This is a genomic window from Sulfurimonas lacustris, assembly GCF_059705355.1.
Genome location: NZ_AP046125.1, coordinates 1,955,812 through 1,975,408, shown reverse-complemented (window position 1 = coordinate 1,975,408; position 19,597 = coordinate 1,955,812). Strand labels below are relative to the sequence as shown.

General features: G+C 40.9%; 20 protein-coding genes. 15 read left to right on the top strand and 5 right to left on the bottom strand.

Annotated features, from left to right (window positions below):
* Window positions 1–3: 3 nt before the first annotated feature.
* Window positions 4–1,611 carry a DUF3373 family protein gene (locus tag AC6H4V_RS10265; RefSeq protein ID WP_497606758.1) on the bottom strand — a complete coding sequence of 536 codons (1,608 nt, stop codon included), beginning with the start codon at window positions 1,609–1,611 and terminating at the stop codon, window positions 4–6.
* A 323-nt stretch (window positions 1,612–1,934) separates the two neighbouring features.
* Here AC6H4V_RS10265 and rpsB point away from each other — a divergent pair, with 323 nt between their 5' ends.
* The 8 genes from rpsB to argS all read left to right on the top strand — a co-directional run bounded on the left by rpsB (window position 1,935) and on the right by argS (window position 9,460).
* Complete coding sequence (gene rpsB / locus AC6H4V_RS10260) at window positions 1,935–2,717, top strand: 30S ribosomal protein S2 (RefSeq protein WP_497606757.1); 783 nt, start codon at window positions 1,935–1,937, stop codon at window positions 2,715–2,717.
* A 2-nt stretch (window positions 2,718–2,719) separates the two neighbouring features.
* The gene (gene tsf, locus AC6H4V_RS10255) at window positions 2,720–3,775 is read left to right on the top strand and encodes a translation elongation factor Ts (RefSeq protein ID WP_497606756.1); all 1,056 of its coding nucleotides are present in this window, start codon (window positions 2,720–2,722) and stop codon (window positions 3,773–3,775) included.
* Between the two features lie 64 nt (window positions 3,776–3,839).
* Window positions 3,840–4,484, top strand: a complete 645-nt coding sequence (locus AC6H4V_RS10250) for an ABC transporter ATP-binding protein (RefSeq protein ID WP_497606755.1) — start codon at window positions 3,840–3,842, stop codon at window positions 4,482–4,484.
* A gap of 25 nt (window positions 4,485–4,509) precedes the next feature.
* The gene (fliR, locus tag AC6H4V_RS10245; protein ID WP_497606754.1) at window positions 4,510–5,274 is read left to right on the top strand and encodes a flagellar biosynthetic protein FliR; all 765 of its coding nucleotides are present in this window, start codon (window positions 4,510–4,512) and stop codon (window positions 5,272–5,274) included.
* 194 nt (window positions 5,275–5,468) lie between these two features.
* Window positions 5,469–6,926 carry a DNA topoisomerase IV gene (locus AC6H4V_RS10240; protein WP_497606753.1) on the top strand — a complete coding sequence of 486 codons (1,458 nt, stop codon included), beginning with the start codon at window positions 5,469–5,471 and terminating at the stop codon, window positions 6,924–6,926.
* Window positions 6,926–7,552 carry a guanylate kinase gene (gene gmk, locus AC6H4V_RS10235; protein WP_497606752.1) on the top strand — a complete coding sequence of 209 codons (627 nt, stop codon included), beginning with the start codon at window positions 6,926–6,928 and terminating at the stop codon, window positions 7,550–7,552. Before AC6H4V_RS10240 ends, gmk begins: the two co-directional genes overlap by 1 nt.
* Before the next feature lie 60 nt (window positions 7,553–7,612).
* A complete protein-coding gene (locus AC6H4V_RS10230; protein ID WP_428729875.1) occupies window positions 7,613–7,861 on the top strand; it encodes a Sec-independent protein translocase subunit TatA/TatB in 249 nt (82 codons plus the stop codon).
* Window positions 7,862–7,864: 3 nt separating this feature from the next.
* A complete protein-coding gene (gene argS / locus AC6H4V_RS10225; protein WP_497606751.1) occupies window positions 7,865–9,460 on the top strand; it encodes an arginine--tRNA ligase in 1,596 nt (531 codons plus the stop codon).
* Window positions 9,461–9,463: 3 nt separating this feature from the next.
* Here argS and AC6H4V_RS10220 read toward each other — a convergent pair whose 3' ends face one another.
* Window positions 9,464–10,150, bottom strand: coding sequence for a L,D-transpeptidase family protein (locus AC6H4V_RS10220; protein WP_497606750.1), 687 nt, complete (start codon window positions 10,148–10,150; stop codon window positions 9,464–9,466).
* Between the two features lie 61 nt (window positions 10,151–10,211).
* Between AC6H4V_RS10220 and AC6H4V_RS10215 the strand changes: the two genes are divergently transcribed.
* Together AC6H4V_RS10215 and AC6H4V_RS10210 are read left to right on the top strand one after the other, a co-directional pair.
* Window positions 10,212–10,835 carry an acyl-CoA acyltransferase gene (locus AC6H4V_RS10215; RefSeq protein ID WP_497606749.1) on the top strand — a complete coding sequence of 208 codons (624 nt, stop codon included), beginning with the start codon at window positions 10,212–10,214 and terminating at the stop codon, window positions 10,833–10,835.
* Window positions 10,836–10,890: 55 nt separating this feature from the next.
* The gene (locus AC6H4V_RS10210; RefSeq protein ID WP_497606748.1) at window positions 10,891–12,207 is read left to right on the top strand and encodes a Na+/H+ antiporter NhaC family protein; all 1,317 of its coding nucleotides are present in this window, start codon (window positions 10,891–10,893) and stop codon (window positions 12,205–12,207) included.
* A gap of 73 nt (window positions 12,208–12,280) precedes the next feature.
* On the opposite strand, the gene AC6H4V_RS10205 is transcribed toward AC6H4V_RS10210, so the two are convergent.
* Entirely contained in the window at window positions 12,281–13,018 is a 738-nt protein-coding gene (locus AC6H4V_RS10205) for an exonuclease domain-containing protein (protein WP_497606747.1), read from the bottom strand.
* Between the two features lie 37 nt (window positions 13,019–13,055).
* Window positions 13,056–13,433 carry a hypothetical protein gene (locus AC6H4V_RS10200; protein ID WP_497606746.1) on the bottom strand — a complete coding sequence of 126 codons (378 nt, stop codon included), beginning with the start codon at window positions 13,431–13,433 and terminating at the stop codon, window positions 13,056–13,058.
* A 78-nt stretch (window positions 13,434–13,511) separates the two neighbouring features.
* Here AC6H4V_RS10200 and AC6H4V_RS10195 point away from each other — a divergent pair, with 78 nt between their 5' ends.
* From AC6H4V_RS10195 to AC6H4V_RS10175, 5 genes are all read left to right on the top strand, one after another.
* Entirely contained in the window at window positions 13,512–14,174 is a 663-nt protein-coding gene (locus AC6H4V_RS10195; RefSeq protein WP_497606745.1) for an N-acetylmuramoyl-L-alanine amidase, read from the top strand.
* Entirely contained in the window at window positions 14,171–15,304 is a 1,134-nt protein-coding gene (locus AC6H4V_RS10190; protein ID WP_497606744.1) for a DUF819 family protein, read from the top strand. The genes AC6H4V_RS10195 and AC6H4V_RS10190 overlap by 4 nt, the downstream gene beginning before the upstream one ends.
* 55 nt (window positions 15,305–15,359) lie before the next feature.
* Window positions 15,360–15,662, top strand: a complete 303-nt coding sequence (locus AC6H4V_RS10185) for a nucleotidyltransferase family protein (protein WP_428729865.1) — start codon at window positions 15,360–15,362, stop codon at window positions 15,660–15,662.
* The gene (locus AC6H4V_RS10180; RefSeq protein ID WP_428729864.1) at window positions 15,655–16,077 is read left to right on the top strand and encodes a HepT-like ribonuclease domain-containing protein; all 423 of its coding nucleotides are present in this window, start codon (window positions 15,655–15,657) and stop codon (window positions 16,075–16,077) included. Before AC6H4V_RS10185 ends, AC6H4V_RS10180 begins: the two co-directional genes overlap by 8 nt.
* Window positions 16,078–16,174: 97 nt before the next feature.
* Complete coding sequence (locus AC6H4V_RS10175) at window positions 16,175–17,209, top strand: dipeptide epimerase (protein ID WP_497606743.1); 1,035 nt, start codon at window positions 16,175–16,177, stop codon at window positions 17,207–17,209.
* Window positions 17,210–17,291: 82 nt separating this feature from the next.
* Here the strand turns inward: AC6H4V_RS10175 and AC6H4V_RS10170 are convergent, their stop codons facing one another.
* A complete protein-coding gene (locus tag AC6H4V_RS10170) occupies window positions 17,292–19,550 on the bottom strand; it encodes a diguanylate cyclase (protein WP_497606742.1) in 2,259 nt (752 codons plus the stop codon).
* Window positions 19,551–19,597 lie beyond the last annotated feature (47 nt).

Sequence of the window (19,597 nt, the reverse complement as noted above, 5' to 3'; positions counted from 1 at the left end):
TGTTTAGTATCTGTAGCGGATATAGAGGCGGATATCTTGTGCTTTGTCGACAACTTGGTCGGCATTTGGCATACTGTCTGTAATCTCCATCGCATATCCCGATGTATTTCCAAAGAAGCCGTTGCTTCCGCTGTATTTGTAGTCTATATAGGTATAGCGTAGCTGCATAGAGAGGATATCATCCACAAGGTATTCTGTGAAGTAAGCTTCATACGCATCACCACGCGCTGCAATTTTAGAGCCAATGTTCGTATCTTCTCCGTAAGTCACGCTTCTCCAGTACTTGCTTCCGTGGTTATACTCTAAGCCCCATTTCCCATCATCCGTGAGTAGGGATGGGAACTGTGTTCCTATCCAAAAAGATGTCCCCGTTTTGCTCTCGCCAGCGTCTGAACCTAACATGCCTTGATCGTTTTTAGGGTCTGTTACCGAGACTGCAAAGCTTGCAAAAACAGTTGTGTCATCTAAAAATGAACCTAGATTTTTGCCTATTCCTTTTGCAGAAGCATAGAAAACACCGCTATGCATGTTTCCAACTGTATCAAAACCCGTACCTGCTGTATTGTTGTCGATTAGATTACTTGCATGGTAGTACATACTTGAGACTTTATACTGCTTATCATCATAAGGAGTAAAGATAAATCCTGCCAAATCTATATCCGAGTTAACCCCTTCGCTATCAGCGTAGGGAGTAGATGTAAATTTTGGAGCGGCTTCGCTCATGCCGCGTCCAAGACAAAGTTTTACCGATGTTCCATACTTTTGGCTCAGTGTAAATTGTGAGCTGAGTCCGTCAAACTCTACATTGATGCCATGTCCGATTGGCGAGGAAGCAGCATCGTCATCTCTTAGATTGACAAGTGCGCCATTAGTGGATGGACGGCGACCGATACTAAATGTCCATGGGATATCTAAACCAAGAAACTCTTGCTCTTGCCATAAGAAATAAGCGTTGCGAACTCTGATTTGGTCATCGTATGCATTCTCATTTGCTATCCAGTCAAATGTTTCATAAGGTGCGTTTTGAGCATTTGCTCCGCTTCTCGCCCCAAACGCTTTGTTGTAAGCAAGTTGTCCGATAAAGCTAAGGTTATTGGTTGCTTTATACCCCATATCTATCCAAAGTCTGTTGGTCATAAATGCATCGTTTTTCGCACTTGAGCCATCTGCCATCTCATAGTCCATATTTTCGATGGCAAATCTATAATCCACTTGGAACTTAAGGTGTGAGCCTGAGGTGTTTCTGTTGATCTCCGAAATAGCTTCTTCAATGTCGCCAAGTCTATCTTCGACACTATCCTCTTCGTCCTCTTCCTCTTCGTCTTTAGCGTTTGCCGCAACACTTACCGCACCTTGTGCTTTTGATGCCGATGCTACTTTTGGCTCCTTCGCATCTTCCTCGTCCTCATCCTCTTCTTCTTCCGTACCTTTTGCTACTTTCTTGACAGCAACTTTAGGCGTGGATTTTTGAGATTTAAGTTCTGCAATCTCTGCTTTGAGTTTTTGCATCTCCTTCTCCATCGCCTCAAATCTTTCGTACATAGACTCAGCACTTAGATTTGTTGTAAGAAGCATCGCAGTAGCTAAAGAGAGCAGTAATGGCTTGTTCATGTTCATCCTTTTTTGAAAGTATGTATAATACTTTTTTATAATATCGTTGCAGTACTATACCAAGTTTATATAAAATTTTTTTTAAATTGTGATAATTTTATATAACTTATTGCTATACAGTGCGTAATGGTGCTGCGTGACAAAGCAAGCCTTAATTTTTTTTTGAGTATAATTCGCGGATTTTCTTTTGGCTTTGGCTCAGAGAAATATTCAACAGGTATGTATCAAAAGTCAGTGCAACTCCCTTTCTAGGTGAAAATTGCCCGATATTACCAATGCTAACTGACAAAATCTGGCTGAAAAATGCCCTTAAAGGACCTTATATGGTAACTATGAAAGACCTCTTAGAGTGTGGTGTACACTTCGGACACCAAACACGTCGTTGGAACCCAAAAATGAAAAAATTCATCTTCGGTGTTCGTAAAAATATCTATATTATAGATTTACAAAAAACTCTTCGCTATTTCCGCAACACATACCAAATCGTTGTTGATGCAGCAGCTGAGGGCAAAACTGTTCTTTTTGTTGGAACAAAAAAACAAGCTCGCCAATCTGTAAGAGATGCAGCAATCGCTTGTGGTATGCCATACGTTGACAACAGATGGTTAGGTGGTATGCTTACTAACTTCCCAACTATCCAAAAGTCTATCCGCAAACTTGATGTTATCACTGAGATGCAAGAAAACGGGCAAATCAACCTTTTGACAAAAAAAGAGGCTCTTATGCTTACTCGTCAAAAAGAGAAGCTTGAAGAGTACTTTGGCGGTATCAAAAACATGAAAAGACTTCCTGATATGCTTTTTGTTATGGACGCTGTTAAAGAGCATATCGCTGTTTTAGAAGCTCGCTGTTTAGGTATCCCTGTTGTTGCTCCACTTGACACAAACTGTGACCCAGACCTTATCACTTACCCGATTCCGGGAAATGACGATGCTATCCGTTCTATCCAACTTTTCTGCCGTGAAATGACAGAAGCTATCAATGAGGGTAAAGCACTTAGAAGCGGTGGAAGAGATGATATCGCTCAAGATGCTCCAGAAGAAGAAGCAGTTGCAGAAGATGCAGATGCGTTTGAAGTAGAAGATTTCGATACAGAGGAAGCGTAATCATGGCAGAAATAACAGCAGCAATGGTAAAAGATCTACGCGCATCAACTGATGCGCCGATGATGGATTGTAAAAAAGCTCTTGTTGAGTGTGATGGAGACATGGAAAAAGCAACTGCTTGGCTAAAAGAGAGAGGTATCGCACAATCTGCTAAAAAAGCAGACCGTGTTGCAGCTGAGGGTCTTGTCGGACTTAAAATTGCAGATGATTTCTCAAAAGCTACTGTTGTTGAGATTAACTCTGAGACAGACTTCGTTGCAAAAAATGAGGGCTTCCAAAACCTAGTACTCAAAACAACAGAAGAGATTTATGAGACTTCTCCGGCAGATGTAGAGAGCCTAAAAGCGACAGCATTTGGTTCTTACTTTACAGAGAGCGTTGCAAAAATCGGTGAAAAAATCGAACTTCGCCGTTTTAAAACTATCAAAGCTGAAGATGAGACTGTAGCTATCAACGGGTATGTTCACTCAAACAACCGTATTGCAGTTATCGTAGCTGCTAAGTGTGACAGCAAAAAAACTGCCGATGCACTTCGCCCGATGCTTAAAAATGTAGCGATGCACGCATCTGCTATGAAACCAAAAACGCTTTCTTACAAAGATTTTGATGCAGCATTCGTTGAGTCTGAGACAATCGGAAGAATCGAAGCTATCAAAAAAGAGAATGAAGAGCTCTCAAGACTTAAGAAACCTCTTAAAAATGTGCCACAGTATATCTCTATGGCACAACTTACTGATGCAGTTTTGGCACAAGCTGAAGCGGAAATTAAAGATGTTCTTAAATCTCAAGGCAAACCTGAAGCAATCTGGGACAAAATCGTTCCAGGACAACTTGCTCGTTTTATCGACGACAACACAACGCTTGACAAAGAGCTTGCTCTCCTAGATCAGACGTATGTTCTCAATGATAAATTTACAGTAGCACAAGCTATTGAAGAAGCGGCAAAAGAAGCTGGTGGAAAAGCTGAAGTTGTTGATTTCGTGCGCCTTGAAGTAGGTGAAGGTATCGATAAAAAAGTCGATGACTTCGCTGCAGAAGTTGCAGCACAGATGAGTTAAGGAATCTTTCCTTAACTCACTTTCTCTCTCTATAAAATCTCTCTAACTTTGTTATAATACTCCTATGAATTTATTATCCGCAAAAAACTTATCACAAACTTTTGATTATGAACTTTTTTCTAATGTCTCTTTGGATTTAGACGCAGGCGAATCCATCGCTATTATCGGCGTGAGTGGCAGTGGTAAATCGACACTGCTTCATATACTCTCAACCCTTTTAAAGCCAGACAAGGGAAGTGTCTCTCTTTTTGGAGAAGATGTTGCAAGTATGAATAAAAAGAGACTTGCGCAGATAAAACGTGACGAAATAGGGCTTGTGTTTCAGTCTCATTATCTTTTTAAGGGCTTTACATGCTTTGAAAATCTCGAAGTAGCAGCCATCCTCTCCAACCAAGAGGTAGATGGTGCGTTGCTTAAGAGACTAAACATCGATGGAACTATCCACCAAAAAGTAACTGAACTCTCAGGCGGGCAGCAGCAAAGAGTCTCTATCGCAAGAGTTTTAACCAAAAAACCACGCCTTCTTTTTGTGGATGAGCCAACAGGAAATCTTGATAAAACAACAGCAAGTGAGGTTATGGAGATCTTTTTTGAGTATCTTCAAGAACATCGCGCCGGAATGATTTTGGTTACTCACGATGATGTGTTAGCACACAAGTGCAGCAGAGTTTATAAACTTCTCAACAAAGAGCTTGTAGAAGTACGTTGATGCAAAAAAAAGAGGCGAAGAAGAGATGACGTGGCCGCAAGTCTTTACTGAGACCTATATCGTCGGCTTCCTTCTTCTCTTTTTTCGTTTTGGTGCGCTCTTTATGGCAGTACCCATTTTTTCGCACAATAGTATCCCAATGGAGATAAAAGCTTCTTTGGCATTTTTTTTCACTATCGTTTTTTACTCTTCTATGCCTCCTTTGGTGATGGCTATTACGCTTCCAAACCTTGTTTTGGCTATTTTAAGTGAGCTTTTTTTAGGGCTCGCGATTGGGATTGTGCTGCAAATCGCTTTCAATGCTATCACATTTGCAGGAGGACAGATATCTTTTATGATGGGTTTTTCCATGGCAAGCGCAATCGATCCGCAATCTGGAATCTCTATGCCCATCATCTCGCAGTTTTTGTCGCTTATGGCACTTATGATTCTCTTTGCTGTCGATATGCACCACTGGATGCTGCTTTTCATCGACAGCTCGCTGCAACACATTCCTCTCGGTGGTTTTGTGATGAGTGAGAACCTTTTTGGCTATATCATTCAAGCGATGTCTAACATGTTTTTGGTCGGTTTTATGATTGCTTTTCCCATCACAGCACTTGGATGGCTTGCTGATGTGATATTTGGAATGCTTATGAAAACTATGCCGCAGTTTAACCTTTTAGTCATTGGATTTCCAATAAAAATCATGGTCTCTTTCGCCGTTCTCATCGCAACACTCACTGCTATTATGCTCATCTTAAAGAACCAAATGCTTGAAGCATTTAACTTTTTGGAGATGCTTTTTTGATTGATGTTATACACTCTCTTGGAAGCGGGAGCTTTAGCCCCGTTTAAAATTTCATTTATATTGTAAAGCAACAAAGCGAGGCTAAAGCCTCACTTCCAAAAAATAACATTTCACATGCAAATTTTGTAAAAGTGCGTAACATCAGTTCGTTTTTTTGCTACAATAATGTCAAAACAGCCTCTGAGGAAAATCGAATGAATATCTTACTCTTAAACAATAATCCAGTAGTGAACAAACTAGTAACTCTGAGCGTACAAAAGACTTCAGATGAGTTGCATACAGCTGAGAATATTGAAGCCATAGAATCTGGAGAGTATGACCTCTTAATCATAGATGATGCACTTTATAGCGATGAGGCTATGGATGAGATAGCAAGCAAGATAAGCTTTAGCGAATCTCTTTTTATATGCTCAAAAGATGCGCAGGAACGAGTGGAGTTTACTAAAACGCTTAAAAAACCTTTTTTACCTACTGATCTTGTTGAAACACTTATCGCTTTGGCAAAAATGGTTGATACCGTAGATCTTGGCAAGATGGATAGCATAGAAGAGAGTGACTTGGATGCACTTGCAGATGATGCGCTCTTTCATGATTTTGAAACAGATGAATCTTTAGATGACCTAGATGATTTAGACGCACTCGAAGAGGTGGAAGATTTGGATATGTTTGATACCTTAGATGAAGCGGCATATAATGATGCGGCGCTTGAAGATGTCAAAGAAGAGGGTGTTTTAGACAAAGATGAGCTTCAAGAGGTACAGTCACTTTTAGAAGAGACAGAAACGGAAGGCTTTGATGATTTTGACTTTGGCACTACGCCAGATGAGCAAGAGGATGATGCGCTTGACTTTGAAGATGACGCATTAGAGCTAGAAGATATCCAAACTCCAAAAGAGGAGTTGATGGAAGATTCATTCTCTTTTGAAGAAGATGCGTTGCATGGGCTTGAAGAAGAGACTGACGAAGAAGAAATGCTTGATTTTGAAGAGGAAGCACAAGAAGAGGTAGAAGCGCAAGAGGAGCTTGAAGAGACACTTGATGAGGATGACTTTGAAGAAGAAGAGCTTGAAGAAGATGACTTTGAAGAGGAAGCACAAGAAGAGGTAGAAGCGCAAGAGGAGCTTGAAGAGACACTTGATGAGGATGACTTTGAAGAAGAAGAGCTTGAAGAAGATGACTTTGAAGAGGAAGCACAAGAAGAGGTAGAAGCGCAAGAGGAGCTTGAAAAAGCGCTACAAGAGGATGAGGTTGAAGAGGAAAATCTTGAAGAGGAAGAACCTGAAGAAGAGTTTGAAGAAGAAGATTTAGCATCCCAGATACAAGAGGCAGTGGATTCTCTAAGCGATGAAGATTTGCAGAGTGAGCTTGATGAGGACATACTCTTGAGTATCGGTTCTTTGACAAGCAGAGACTTAAAACTCGCTATTGGCGAAGAGGTGCAAGAGGAACAGCCAGAACTCTTTGATGCAAAAACATCTCAAGATGTGACTTTAGAAAAAGCAGATGAACAGAGCTCTTTAGAACATACAAGCCACAATAGCAACGGTGTAGAAGCACTTAAAAAACTCCTCAAAGCCTTGTCAAATGAAGATGTCGCTGCTTCACTTCAAGGGATGAAGATAAATATAAATATAACATTAGGTGATGCGTAGTGAATCATAAATCAGGAGCTATTTTAGTACTCTCAGGTCCAAGCGGAGCAGGAAAAAGTTCACTGCTTAAAGAGGTTATCAAAGATATCGGAGAGTGCTATTTTTCTATCTCTACTACTACACGACCAATAAGAGCAGGTGAAGAAGACGATGTTCACTATCACTTTGTGGATGAGTCAGAGTTTAAACAAGATATAGAGCAAGAACTTTTTTTAGAGTATGCGGTTGTGCATGGAAACTACTATGGTACTTCCATCAAACCCGTCAAAGAGGCTCTTAAAGAGGGAAAACTTGTCATTTTTGATATTGATGTGCAGGGGAATGCTACTATTATCAACCGTTTGGGGGATATTACTACTTCGGTATTTATCTCGCCTCCCACGCTCTCAGAGCTTAAAAAACGCCTTGAAGCGCGACAAACAGACTCTCAAGAGGTGATAGATCGCCGCATCGACATGGCAAAGAGAGAGATGCAAAGAGTGAGTGAGTATGATTTTCTCATCGTCAATGACAACTTGCAAGAAGCGGCAGAAGTTTTGCGTGTTATAGCAAAAGCGGCAAGAGTAAAAATCCCTGCAAATGAGATAAATGATTTTGTGCGAAGTTGGGAAGATATAGAGCAATAAGAGAAGTTACAGCATATTTGGCTATAATTTTCAACTTAATTTTTAAAGAAGGAATGAAATATGGGAATGCCTAGTGGACAAGAGTTACTGGTTATATTGGCGATTGTAGTTTTACTTTTTGGAGCAAAAAAGATACCTGAGTTAGCAAAGGGAATCGGTAAGGGAATCAAAAACTTTAAAGCTGAGATGAAAAATGATGACGTTGATGGCGATGAAATAAAAACTGCATCATCTGAAACTCCTAAAAAAGTAGAGCCGACAGAAACAACTGCAACAGTTGAAACTCCAAAAACTACAACACAAGCGTAACCATTGAAACAACGAGTATCGGCGCTTTTGCGCGAAAAGTTTGGTCGTGAAGTTGTTTTAGAAAAGCCTCGTGACCGCTCTTTTGGTCACTTTGCTACCCCAATAGCTTTCTCTTTAGCAAAAGAGTTGAAGCAATCCCCTATGAAAATTGCCGATGAACTTGCATCCTCTTTTGAAGATAGCGATGTTTTTGGAAAAGTTGACTCTGTTAAAGGGTATCTCAACTTCCGTCTCAGTGAAGACTTTTTAAGCGAGTACGGGGCATGGGCTTTGCAAAATCCAAGCGAGTTTGCAAAGGGCGAGAAAAAAGAGAAAATTCTTTTAGAATTTGTCAGTGCAAACCCGACAGGACCGCTTCATATAGGACATGCCAGAGGCGCGGTTTATGGGGACACTCTTTATAGACTTGCAAAGCACTTAGGTTATGATATAACGGCTGAGTATTATGTAAACGATGCGGGCAATCAGATAGATTTGCTAGGGCTTTCTATCCAGCTTTATGGGCGTGAAAATATACTCAAAGAGAGTGTTGAGTACCCGCAGAGCTACTACAGAGGAGAGTACCTCTCCCCTCTCGCACAAGAGGCAGTCGAGAAGTTCGGTATAGAGATTTTAAGTGATGCATCTCGCCAAAAAGAGCTTGCTATCTGGGCAAAAGATGGTGTTATGGAGATTATAAAAAGAGATTTGGGTGCGACTAATATCTTTTTTGACACTTTTGTCTATGAATCTTCTCTCTATGATGATTGGGAGAGGGTTATGGCAAAGATGGGAGAGGGCATCTATAAGAAAGATGACAAAATCTTTATCGCATCTTCTCAAAAGGGTGATGATGCCGATAGAGTTGTTGTTCGTGAAGATGGACGACCGACTTATCTTGCGGGTGATATTGTCTATCATAACCAGAAGTTTGAACGTGGGTATGACCACTATATCAACATCTGGGGAGCCGACCATCACGGATATATTCCTCGTGTAAAAGCAGCGGTTGAGTTTTTGGGGTATGATAGCTCTAAACTTGAAGTGCAGCTCTCTCAAATGGTAAGTCTTTTAAAAAATGGCGAACCTTATAAGATGAGTAAGCGCGCGGGTAATGTTATCCTTATGAGCGACATCGTAGAAGAGATTGGTTCGGATGCGCTGAGATTTATCTTTGCTTCTAAAAAGAGCGATACGGCGTTAGAGTTTGACTTGGCAGAATTTAAAAAGCAAGATAGTTCTAACCCGATTTTTTACATCCAGTACGCACATGCACGTATCAAAACGCTTCTTTCAAAGAGTGATTTGAGTGAAGAAGAGATTATGGCGGCAACGCTGAAAAACTTGGATGAAAATGCAGACATTTTGATGTTTGACGCGCTTCTATTACCTGAAATCGTTGAGGATGCTTTTGCATCAAGACAGGTACAAAAGCTTCCAGAATATCTCAAATCTCTCGCTGCATCGCTCCATAAGTTTTACTATGATTGCAGAATTATCGGTACGGAGGATGAGGCGAAACTTCTCAAGCTTCTTATGCTTGTGGGTCTCTCTCTTAAGACTGGTCTCTCTCTTATGGGGATTGCCGCAAAAGACTATATGAGCAAAGAAGAGGAGTAGTTTTTACTCTTCTCTCCTTAGCATCGGGTAGAGTTTTAAAGCTTCCTCTTTTTGTGCTTTTGTGATTTGTATGAGAATTGGCTTTTTGTTTATATCAAGCCAAGAGGTGATTTTTTGCAAATCTTCAAGTTTCATTGAAGTGCATCCTGCTGTCGGTGCATTATCCCCCATTTGAACATGGATAAAGATACAAGAACCTCTTTTGTAAAGTTGCTCTTTGTTATGACCCACCGTGATGCCAAACTCATACTGCCCATCATCTCGTCTCATCTCTTCAAAACTTTTTGGCAAATCATAAGGTTTTTTTATAATCTGGTTATAAAATTTTGACTCTGTATCATCAACACAGATAAGCTCTTTTGTTGCGTGAAGATAGGGCATCTTGAGTGACGTATTTGCTTCATACCCAAAAAGAGCCTCCAGAGAAAAAACCCCAATGGGCGCTTTTTTATCACCCTCTTGTTTAAGAGGTGCATCTTGTGGTTGCAAAAAAGTCATATCGCCAACCCCAAAACCTAGTCCATTTTGACCCAAATTGACCTCTATTGGACCCAAAACCTGCCTATTTTGCTCAAAACAAAAGAGCTCTGCCTTGGTTGCATTGTAGTCATCAGCAATGACAAAAACTATCTGCTGGCTCGCATAAATAAAGATTTGACAAATTAGAATAATTAAGAAACTTTTTACCATAAAGTATGTTACTATTACCAAAATGTGAAACAGATTAATTTTTGAATATGGAAAAAGGTTTATGGGTATAAACATAAGAAAAGCGACTAGTGCTGACGCATCGTTTTTAGCACAGATGATTTTACAAAGTACTAGAGCTGACAAGAAGATAGGTATTTATGACCTTATTTTCAAAACAAATAGTGATGAAGAGATTTTAAAAAATTTAGAAAAATTAACGACTACTACTGCAAAATCTCCTTCGCACTACACCAACTTTTTAATCGCTGAGATGGATGGAAAGTGTGTTGGTTCACTTGCGAGTTATGAGCCGCGTCTCATCACAAAAGAGACGTTTATAAGCGCTCTGGATGAGATTGGTGTCAATGGTGAGGAGAGTGAGTATTTTGGGCTTATGGAGATTTGCGGCTTTGCACTCAACAGCAGAACGCTTGTTTTTGACTATATGGAAGAGCTAGAGGGTTTTATGGATGTTGGCATCTTAAAAGCGCTTATGCAAAAAAGCCTTTTAAGTGCAAGACTTAAAGGCTACCGCATCGCGCAGACCATCGTTGAGATAGGTTCGCTTGAAACACTGCTTTACTATAAAAAACTCGGATTTGGAGTAATAAAAGAGAAGGAGTGTGAGCCTTACAAAGAGATTTTTGGCAGAGCTGGTTTAGTGTTGCTCTCTATAGAGTTTTAGCATAGAACTCTCCGCGCTTTCGCTTCTTCCCTCCCTTCTAGCTATCGCTTTAGCATTGATAACCAGAAATGTTATGCTCTCGCTTTTTGGGGGCATAACGCTTGGGGCTTTTATCTTCAACGATTTTTCTCTCTTTGCATCCATCGAGACTCTCTTTAAGCTCTTTTTCTCTCTACTCTTAGAAGCTTGGATACTCAAAACTTTAGCTTTTGCCGTTTTGGTTGGGAGTATCATGGCGTTGATAGAAAAGTCTGGTGGCATAGAGGGTTTTGTCGATTTTATGCAACATAAAGTGGGGTTGGTCAAGTCGCCTCGTGCGGCTTTGATGCTTAGTTACTTTATCGGTGTTGTTATCTTTGTCGAATCTTCCATCACTTCGCTCATCGCAGGAGCAGTTGGTAAACCGTTTTGTGATAAATATAAAATTCCAAGTGCCAAACTCGCTTTTGTTTGCGACTCGACATCTGCACCCATTAGCTCGCTTATCATCTTAAACGGCTGGGGCGCGCTTCTTCTGGGGCTTGTAGCTACGCAAATATCTCTGGGAGTTATGGATGCCAATGCGATCGATATCTTAATAGATGCTATTTTTTATAACTTTTACTCCATGGCGGCACTGGTGGTTACCTTTTTGTTTATTTGGTTTAACATAGATATCGGTGCTATGAAAAAAGCAAGATACACGCCTAGAAATAGCGACATAACAAGCAATGGTGCAAGTATGTTTTATATGCTCTGGCCCATAGCCCTGATGGTACTTCTGGTTTTTGTCTTTTTATATATAACCGGTGGCGGAGATATACTCAAAGGGAGCGGTTCGAGTTCTATCTTTTATACGATGCTCGCCGTGCTGCTCTTTACACTCTTTTATTTTGTCGGGACAAAAAATATGTCACTTTCTCTCTGGAGCAAAACTGCTCTTGAGGGGGCGTGGAAACTTGTACCTATTGCGCTTATACTGCTCTTTGCATTTGCAATAGGGGAAATGACGACAGAGCTTAAAACAGGGCACTATTTGGCATCACTTGCTACTCAAAATCTAAGTGTTACTCTTTTGGCAGGGGTCATTTTTCTCATCGCTTCTGTTATCTCTTTTTCTACGGGGACGAGTTGGGGGACATTTAGTATTATGATTCCCATCGCTCTTCCTATGGCAGTAGCCATGGACGCAAATGTCGCTCTTTGCATAGGGGCGGTTATCTCCGGAGGGGTGTTTGGAGACCACTGCTCGCCTATCTCGGACACAACTATCATCTCTTCAATGGCAGCTGATTGTGAGCTTATAGAGCACGTCAACACACAACTTCCTTACGCACTTATCAGTGGAGGAGTTGCTTTTGTGTTGTTCATACTCTTTGGGTTCATTGGCTAGATTTTATCGGAGATGGGGCTTTGGCCCCGTTAAATAAGCGAGGCTAAAGCCTCACTTCCAAGAGAAAATGAGTTTATAAAACTTGATTGATAGAGTACTTCATATCCTCATCAAGATTTTCCATAGAGTTAAGCATCCATCTAAGATAAGCGGCGTCGCTTGAAGCTACCTCTTGTAGTGTTTTGCCTTTGTACTTTCCAAAGTTGAAAGATTTGATCAAGATAGGCGTTGCGGTAAGTTCTACCATCTTGGTAACTGGGTTTTTACCTTGAAACTGGGCTGTTGTAAGCTCTTTAAGGCGGCTTAAGAGAAGTTTTAAAACAAGTACATCACCGATAGCATCATGCGCTTTTATCTCTATGCCAAGAAGGTCAGCCTCTTTTTTTTCCTCTTTGTAAAGCTCCATTTTGTAGCGAAAATATTGAAGTCGGTGCGCCTCTTCGTCTGGGAGCAGATGTTTTGCGACACGCAGGGTGTCGATTACCTGCATTTGCGGTACAAAACCCTCTTTTTTGAGCATCTCTATATCAAACTTTGCGTTGTGGATGATGAGGTAGTTTTCTGGGTCGTTGAGTTCAAGCAGTTTTTTGTAAGCGCTACTCTCTTTGCAGGCAGGTTTGCCCTCAAGCATCTCAGGTGTTATGCCGTGTGTCTCCATCGCACCAAAACTGATGGGAATATCGCTTGCGCAATACTCATTGTAAACCTCCACCTCTTTTGCCCCTAACACCATAAAACCTAGCTGTATAACTTTGTCTTGTTCGCCCGTTCCTGTTGTTTCCGTATCAAGGATAATATATTTTTTTGCCAAATTCTCTCCTTTTTTTCTGCCTCGAAAGAGGCAATGGCTATATCAAAAAGGAGTCTAACATATACTCTCTTTGAACATGCAGATATTCGGGGCTTATTTCTATAATTATGCTCTCTTTTGTGATTTTGTAGGTGCAAAACTGAACAAATTTGAGCTGTGTTTTCTCGCCTCTAAATTCAAAATTTCTCACAGCAAGAGGTTCGTTGAGCTCTTCAAATAGCTCTTGAATTTTACTGATAGACTTCTCGCACGGGTCAAGGTGGAGAAGTTTGTAAAAATTTGTGATTTTTATCTCCATCGGAGACTCTTCATCCTGCTCAATATAGGTGTTGTAGATACCGTGAGCAAGCCTCAGTGCGTCTGAACTAAGCGGTTCATGAAGAAGATTTTGTTTTACAATGGAAACTGTACTCATGACACGATGATATAACGGTGTCCATTAAAAATATATAAAAGTTGTAGTAAACTATCAAACTTCTTTTAAGGCTTTTTTGTGAATAAATTTTTGTTATTTTTCCTTTTTTTGCCGCTTTTTTTAACAGCTTTTGAGATAGAGCAAACCCCCATAGAGTTCGGAGAAACAAGGGTGGAGCTTACAAAAAAATATATAAAATCGCACTATGGTTTAGAGGTAGAGGATATAAAAATAGTCCCCAAAATTATCGTTATCCACCATACGGCGATAGATGATTTGAACGATTCGCTCTCTCGATTTACCTCGCAAACATTGCCAAGTGTCAGAGCCGACATCAACAATGGCGGAGCGGTCAATGTCTCTGCCCATTTTATGGTTGCAAGAGACGGGAGTGTGCATCAGCTTATGCCGCTTGACACTATGGCACGCCATGTTATAGGACTGAACTACAACGCCATCGGTATAGAAAATGTCGGTGGGCAGGGCGGTGCGGACAATCTTACAAAAGAGCAGCTGGAGGCAAATATTGCGCTTGTCAAAGAGCTTCAAAAAAGATTTTCAACCATAGAGTACTTAATAGGGCACTATGAGTACAGGTGTTTTGAGGGGCATGAGCTGTGGCTTGAGAGAGACAAAGGCTACAGAACACACAAAGATGACCCATCGCAAAGGTTTATGGGCGAACTTAGAGCAAATGTGAGCGGTTTTAAATCTGCTCCATGTAGGCAAGGACAAAAATGATTAGCTCGCCGCTTGTTTACCTCTTCTCTTTGGCTTTGTTGGCAGCTTTTGTCGCACTTGTTGAGCAAAAGAGCAAACTAAAACTCTTTCGATTTGTCCCTGCGGTGGTTATGATATATGTATTTAGTATGGTGCTAGCCTCATTTGGGGCGTTTGCACAAAATGAGGCCATCGATGCTATCTATGAAAATACGAAAAAAAACCTTCTCCCCGCAATGCTCTTTTTGATGCTTTTGCAGGTTGACTTGAGAGATTTTTTCAAGCTTGGAAAGCATCTTATTATCGCTTATGTTCTGGCTGTTCTCTCTATTGCAATCGGGTTTATCTTAGTCTCTTTTGCTTTTGATTTTGATGCCAAAATCGCCTCCGCATTTGGGGCTTTGAGCGGGAGCTGGATGGGTGGTGTAGCAAATATGGTGGCGGTCGGCTCGGCTCTTGGTGTGGGTCAGGAGGCTTTTGGATATGCGCTTATAGTTGATAGCGTAAATTATACGATTTGGATTATGTTTTTGCTCTTTTTAACCCCTTTTGCACACGCTTTTAACAACTTTACAGCCTCGCATGAGCAGATGGCAAAACTCTCCATGATAGGGTGTGCCTGCACCATCGGCGCAAAGAGATACTGGTTTATCGTGCTTTTATCTATCGCCGTTGCTTTTTTGGTAAATCTTTTGGCTTCAAGCGGAGTAGAGATTTTAAACTACACGACAACAACCGTGATTTTAGCCACTGTTCTTGGCGTAGCAGGCTCTTTTACAAGGCTAAAAACCATCAACGGCTCAAGCGAAGTTGCAACAACCATGCTCTACATGCTCATAGCCCTCATCGGCTCAAAAGCGTTGTTTGAAAACTTCAGCGGCGTGGGCGTTTATGTCTTTGCAGGATTTTGTATCTTGGTGGTGCATGCGCTTATCATGGTAGCAGGTGCAAAGCTCTTTAAACTCGACCTCTTTAGCATAGCCGTCGCCTCTTTGGCAAACATAGGCGGAGTAGCATCCGCATCCATACTCGCCGCAACCTACAACAAAGCACTTGTCGGAGTTGGAGTTTTGATGGCGGTTATGGGCTACATCATAGGGACTTTTGGCGGTTTGGCTGTAGGGAGTGTTTTGGTTTGGATGGCGGGGTAAACATTGTAAATGTTTTATGTTATACTTAAGCCAATATACACAAAGGTTTTTTACGATGACTAAAATCGAGGTTATCACATTTCTAAAAAATAAAAAAGATGAATTTCACGCAAAATATGGTATTACAACACTTGGGCTTTATGGCAGCTATGCAAGAGATGAAGCAACAAGTAGCAGTGATGTAGATATCTTTTATGAAAGGGATAAAAACTTTGAACTTCAAAGCGGATTGGATTTTTTAAATATCGGCGAAAAACTGGCAAAGGAACTAAAAGTTTCTAAGGTTGATTTTGTCTCACTTGATTATATGAATCCTATCGTAAAACATTATGCGAAGAAAGATTTTATCTATGTATGATGAAAAAAATCTAATCCATATTTTTACCATTTTAGAGTGTTGTGAAAAGGCTTGGATATATACAAAAGATTTTGACAATCCTGCTGATTTTATCTGGGCAAATGAGCAAAAAGAGCTTAACGCAGTTATATCACTTTTTATTGCCATCGGTGAAGAGTCTAAAAAAATAGAAAAAGAGCTAAAAAACGCCGTAACTTTTGAGCTTTCATGGAGTGATATAGCAGGACTAAGAGATAAGATATCTCATGACTACAGAGGCGTGGACGCAGATATACTTTGGATAGTTATTTACAAAGATTTGAAAAAATTAAAAACTGCACTTATCGATATGGTAAATCTTATCAATCCTCCAAATGAGCTTCTAAAAGAGTTTTTGAACACGCCTTATTATAAACATATAGGGTATTTAATTTGATAAAAAACAAAAATGTAACTGCATTATCTTTAATAACAAAAAAACTCTACTCTCCAGATATTGAAGTTTTAGCCAGTGGCGAGTTTGGCGATAGAATATGAAAATAACAGATATAAAAACCCACGTAAAACAAATAGAGCTAAAAACTCCATTCAAAACTGCTCTTCGCACTGCTACTCATGTGGAGTTCGTGAGGGTTTTTGTAGAGTGTGAAAATGGGTTTGTCGGTGTTGGTGAAGCACCTGCCACAAAGGCGATTACGGGGGAGGGGATAGAGGATATCTTACACTCAATCGGAACTGTTCAAGAGCTGTTTTTGGGGCTTGAGGCAGAAGAGGCACTTGAAAAGCTACATGATACAAAAATCGGCTCAAGTGCAAAGGCTGCGCTTGATATAGCGTTTGTGCATCTGCTCTCTTTGGAGGCAAAAAAATCGCTTTACGACTATTTTGGCACAACGGATTTAACTCCGCTTCAAACGGATGTGACTATTAGTTTGAATGAGAGTGCGATGATGCTTCATGATGCAAAAAAAGCGTTTGATGATGGCATGGAGATACTCAAAGTAAAAGTCGGAAGTGATGTTTTGCATGCGGTGGATGTTGTGAGAGCCATCGCAAAAGAGCTGCCGAGTGCAAAGATACTTGTGGATGCCAATCAGGCGTGGAGCGTGGAAGATAGTGAATTTTTTATAGCCAATATGTTTGATGTAGCCATTGAGCTTATAGAGCAGCCTGTTATCGCTTCTGATTTGGATGGGTTGAAAAAGATAACTGAGATTTCACATATCCCTATTTTGGCTGATGAAGCGGCATTTACTCTTGAAGATGTGAAAAAAGTCGTTGTCTCAAAGAGTGCGGATATGATAAATATAAAGTTTATGAAGTGCGGCGGAGTGAGCAAGGCGATAGAAATTTTAGAGTACGCAAGAGCGCAAAAAGTGCCTTGTATGCTGGGTTCCATGCTTGAGGGTCCATACTCTATAAATATGGCGTTGCATCTGGCATTTGCATATAGAGATGTTATAAAGTATATAGATTTGGATAGTCCGCTGCTTTATAAAGAGATGCCGAGTGAGCTTGATTTTGAGTTTAGCGGGTGTGACATTGGTCTAAAAACCAATCTTTTGTAGTTTATACCAAATGGGCGAGGCTGAAGCCTCACTTCCAAAAAAAAACTGACGATGTGTATTTTACTTGTTATGAGAGCCTTTGTTAGGTTGCTGTGACAACTCTGTTTCTTCCGCTCTCTTTGGCTTGGTAGAGGGCTTCATCTACTAAGGAGATAGACTCAAAGATAGAGCGCTCAGGCTCTAACAGACCAACCCCAAAGCTTGCGGTCACGTCTGTTTTTTCAAAAGAGTGTTGCGCTATTTTTTCTCTTAAACCTTCACATGCTTTTTTAGCGTCTTCAAGGGAGGTGTTGGTAAAAATAATCATAAACTCCTCTCCGCCCCATCTTCCGATGGTGTCTGTTTCTCGGGTGTTTGCCCTTAAGATGTGTGCAAGTGCTTTGAGGATGCTATCGCCTGCTTGGTGTCCGTACGTGTCGTTGACATGCTTGAAAAAGTCAACATCCAAAATGGCAACAGCGGTTTCATACTCCTTAAATCGGCGTACTTTTTTATGCTCCTCTTCGAGAGTTTCATCCGTTTTGAGCCTGTTGTAGAGTCCTGTGAGTTTGTCGGTGATGGAGAGCTGTAGCAGTTTTGCATTGTACTTTTTGTTCATATACTCTCTATGGAGAAAAAAGCCTACTATAAGCGCTATGATCGCTAAAACTTTATAGAGAAGTGTTTTATCAAAAGAGGAGACCTCTTCGACGACTGAGACCCATCTGTTGTAGATGCTTTGGCGTTTCTCATCGGTGAGCGTTGGGATGACTTTGTCAAAAATCTCTAAAAGAATGGGCTCATCACTTCTTGTACCTATGCTAAAAGAGAGGTTTTCGCCTAAGCGTGCGGAGACTTTAAGAACTCCTGTGTAGTCTCTTTGGATATAGGAGGAGACGACCATAAGGTTGTCTATATAGCCATAGATTTCCCCTCGCATCACCATATCAAGCCCCTCTTTGATGGAGCCCACCTCGACTATCTCGATAGATGGATGTTTGGAGGCTAGTACTTCGATGATAGAGTACCCTTCAACGGCGGCGATTTTTTTGCCTCTAAGTTCTGCAATAGTTTCAAAAAAAGGTTTTTCGTTGGTTGTTACGACAACAACGGGCAAAGAGAGGTAGGGCTGCGTGAAGTTCATATAGAGCGCTCTTTTGGGCGTCTCAGTGGCAAGAGAGAAGATGTCGCACTCTCTTTTTTGGGCGTTGATGATGGACTCTTGCCAGCTTGAGACGTGTACATGCTCTATGGGGATACCAAGTTTGCTTGCAAAGTGCTGCATGACGTCCGCGCCTATGCCTACATATTTGCCATCGCGAATCGCTTCAAAGGGGTACCACTCTGGGTCGATGCAGGCTCTGATTTTGCCTTTTGCCTGCAAATAGGCTCTCTCTTCGTTGGTCAAGTCAAAATCACTTTGGATATTTTTGAGCACATCATCAAAACTAAAACGGTGCAACTGCGCATCACTGTCGATAAAATCTGAGCGTTTGAGCTGTCTAAAGGTAAGTTCTGTAAGCTCTTTGTTTATCTCTCCGATTTTGAAAAAGTCCAAAATCATCAGCTTTTTTATCTCATTTGCTTCAAAAACAAGTGCCTCTTTGCTTTTTGTGACGCCATATTTTTTTTGGAGTACTTCGATGCTCTCCTCTATGTGGTTGATGGCGTAGTTCCACCCACGGTTACTCGCTTCGATAAATTTTTTTGTTCTTTGCGGGTGCTCTTCTATCTCTTTTTTGGAGGCAAAAAGGTTGGATGCACTCATGTTAAAGCCAAAATCCATAGGTTTTATGATGTGGTATTTTACCCCTCTTTGGTCAAGTTCAAAAAGTTGGTTTGAGGTAAAACCGCTCATAATGTCCACTTTTTTCTCTATAAAAGTGTTGATATCAAAAGTGTGCTCTTTGATGGTGGAGTTCTCTTTTGTGATGTTGTAGTGTTTGAGCATCAGTCCCAAAGCGCTGTATTTGAGCTCGTTGCTTGTACCCATGATGGTTTTGCCCTGCATCTCTTGAGGCTCTTTTATCTCGGTATGTGAGATAAAAATAAGCGGAGAGCGTTGCAGGTATGTTGCGAGGAGGATGATGGGCTTAATCTTGCCATCTTCTATAAAAATGCTAGAGTGATAGACGCCGTAGTTGCTCTTTTGTTTTAAGACACTATCAACGATATCTGTGCCGCGTTCATACTCCACGATGGTTACATCAACCCCCGCTTCTTTGTAAAAACCCTTCTCTTGCGCCATGATGAAACCTACGTTTTCAAACTGAAATTTCCAGTCAAGCTGAAGCGTAACTCTCTCTAGCCCTTGCGCGCAAAGAGAGAGGGTAAAGAGAAATGCAAGAAGTGCTATTTTCACCAAGAACCTTTAAATAGTGTCAGATTTGTGGCAAGTTTAACATAAAA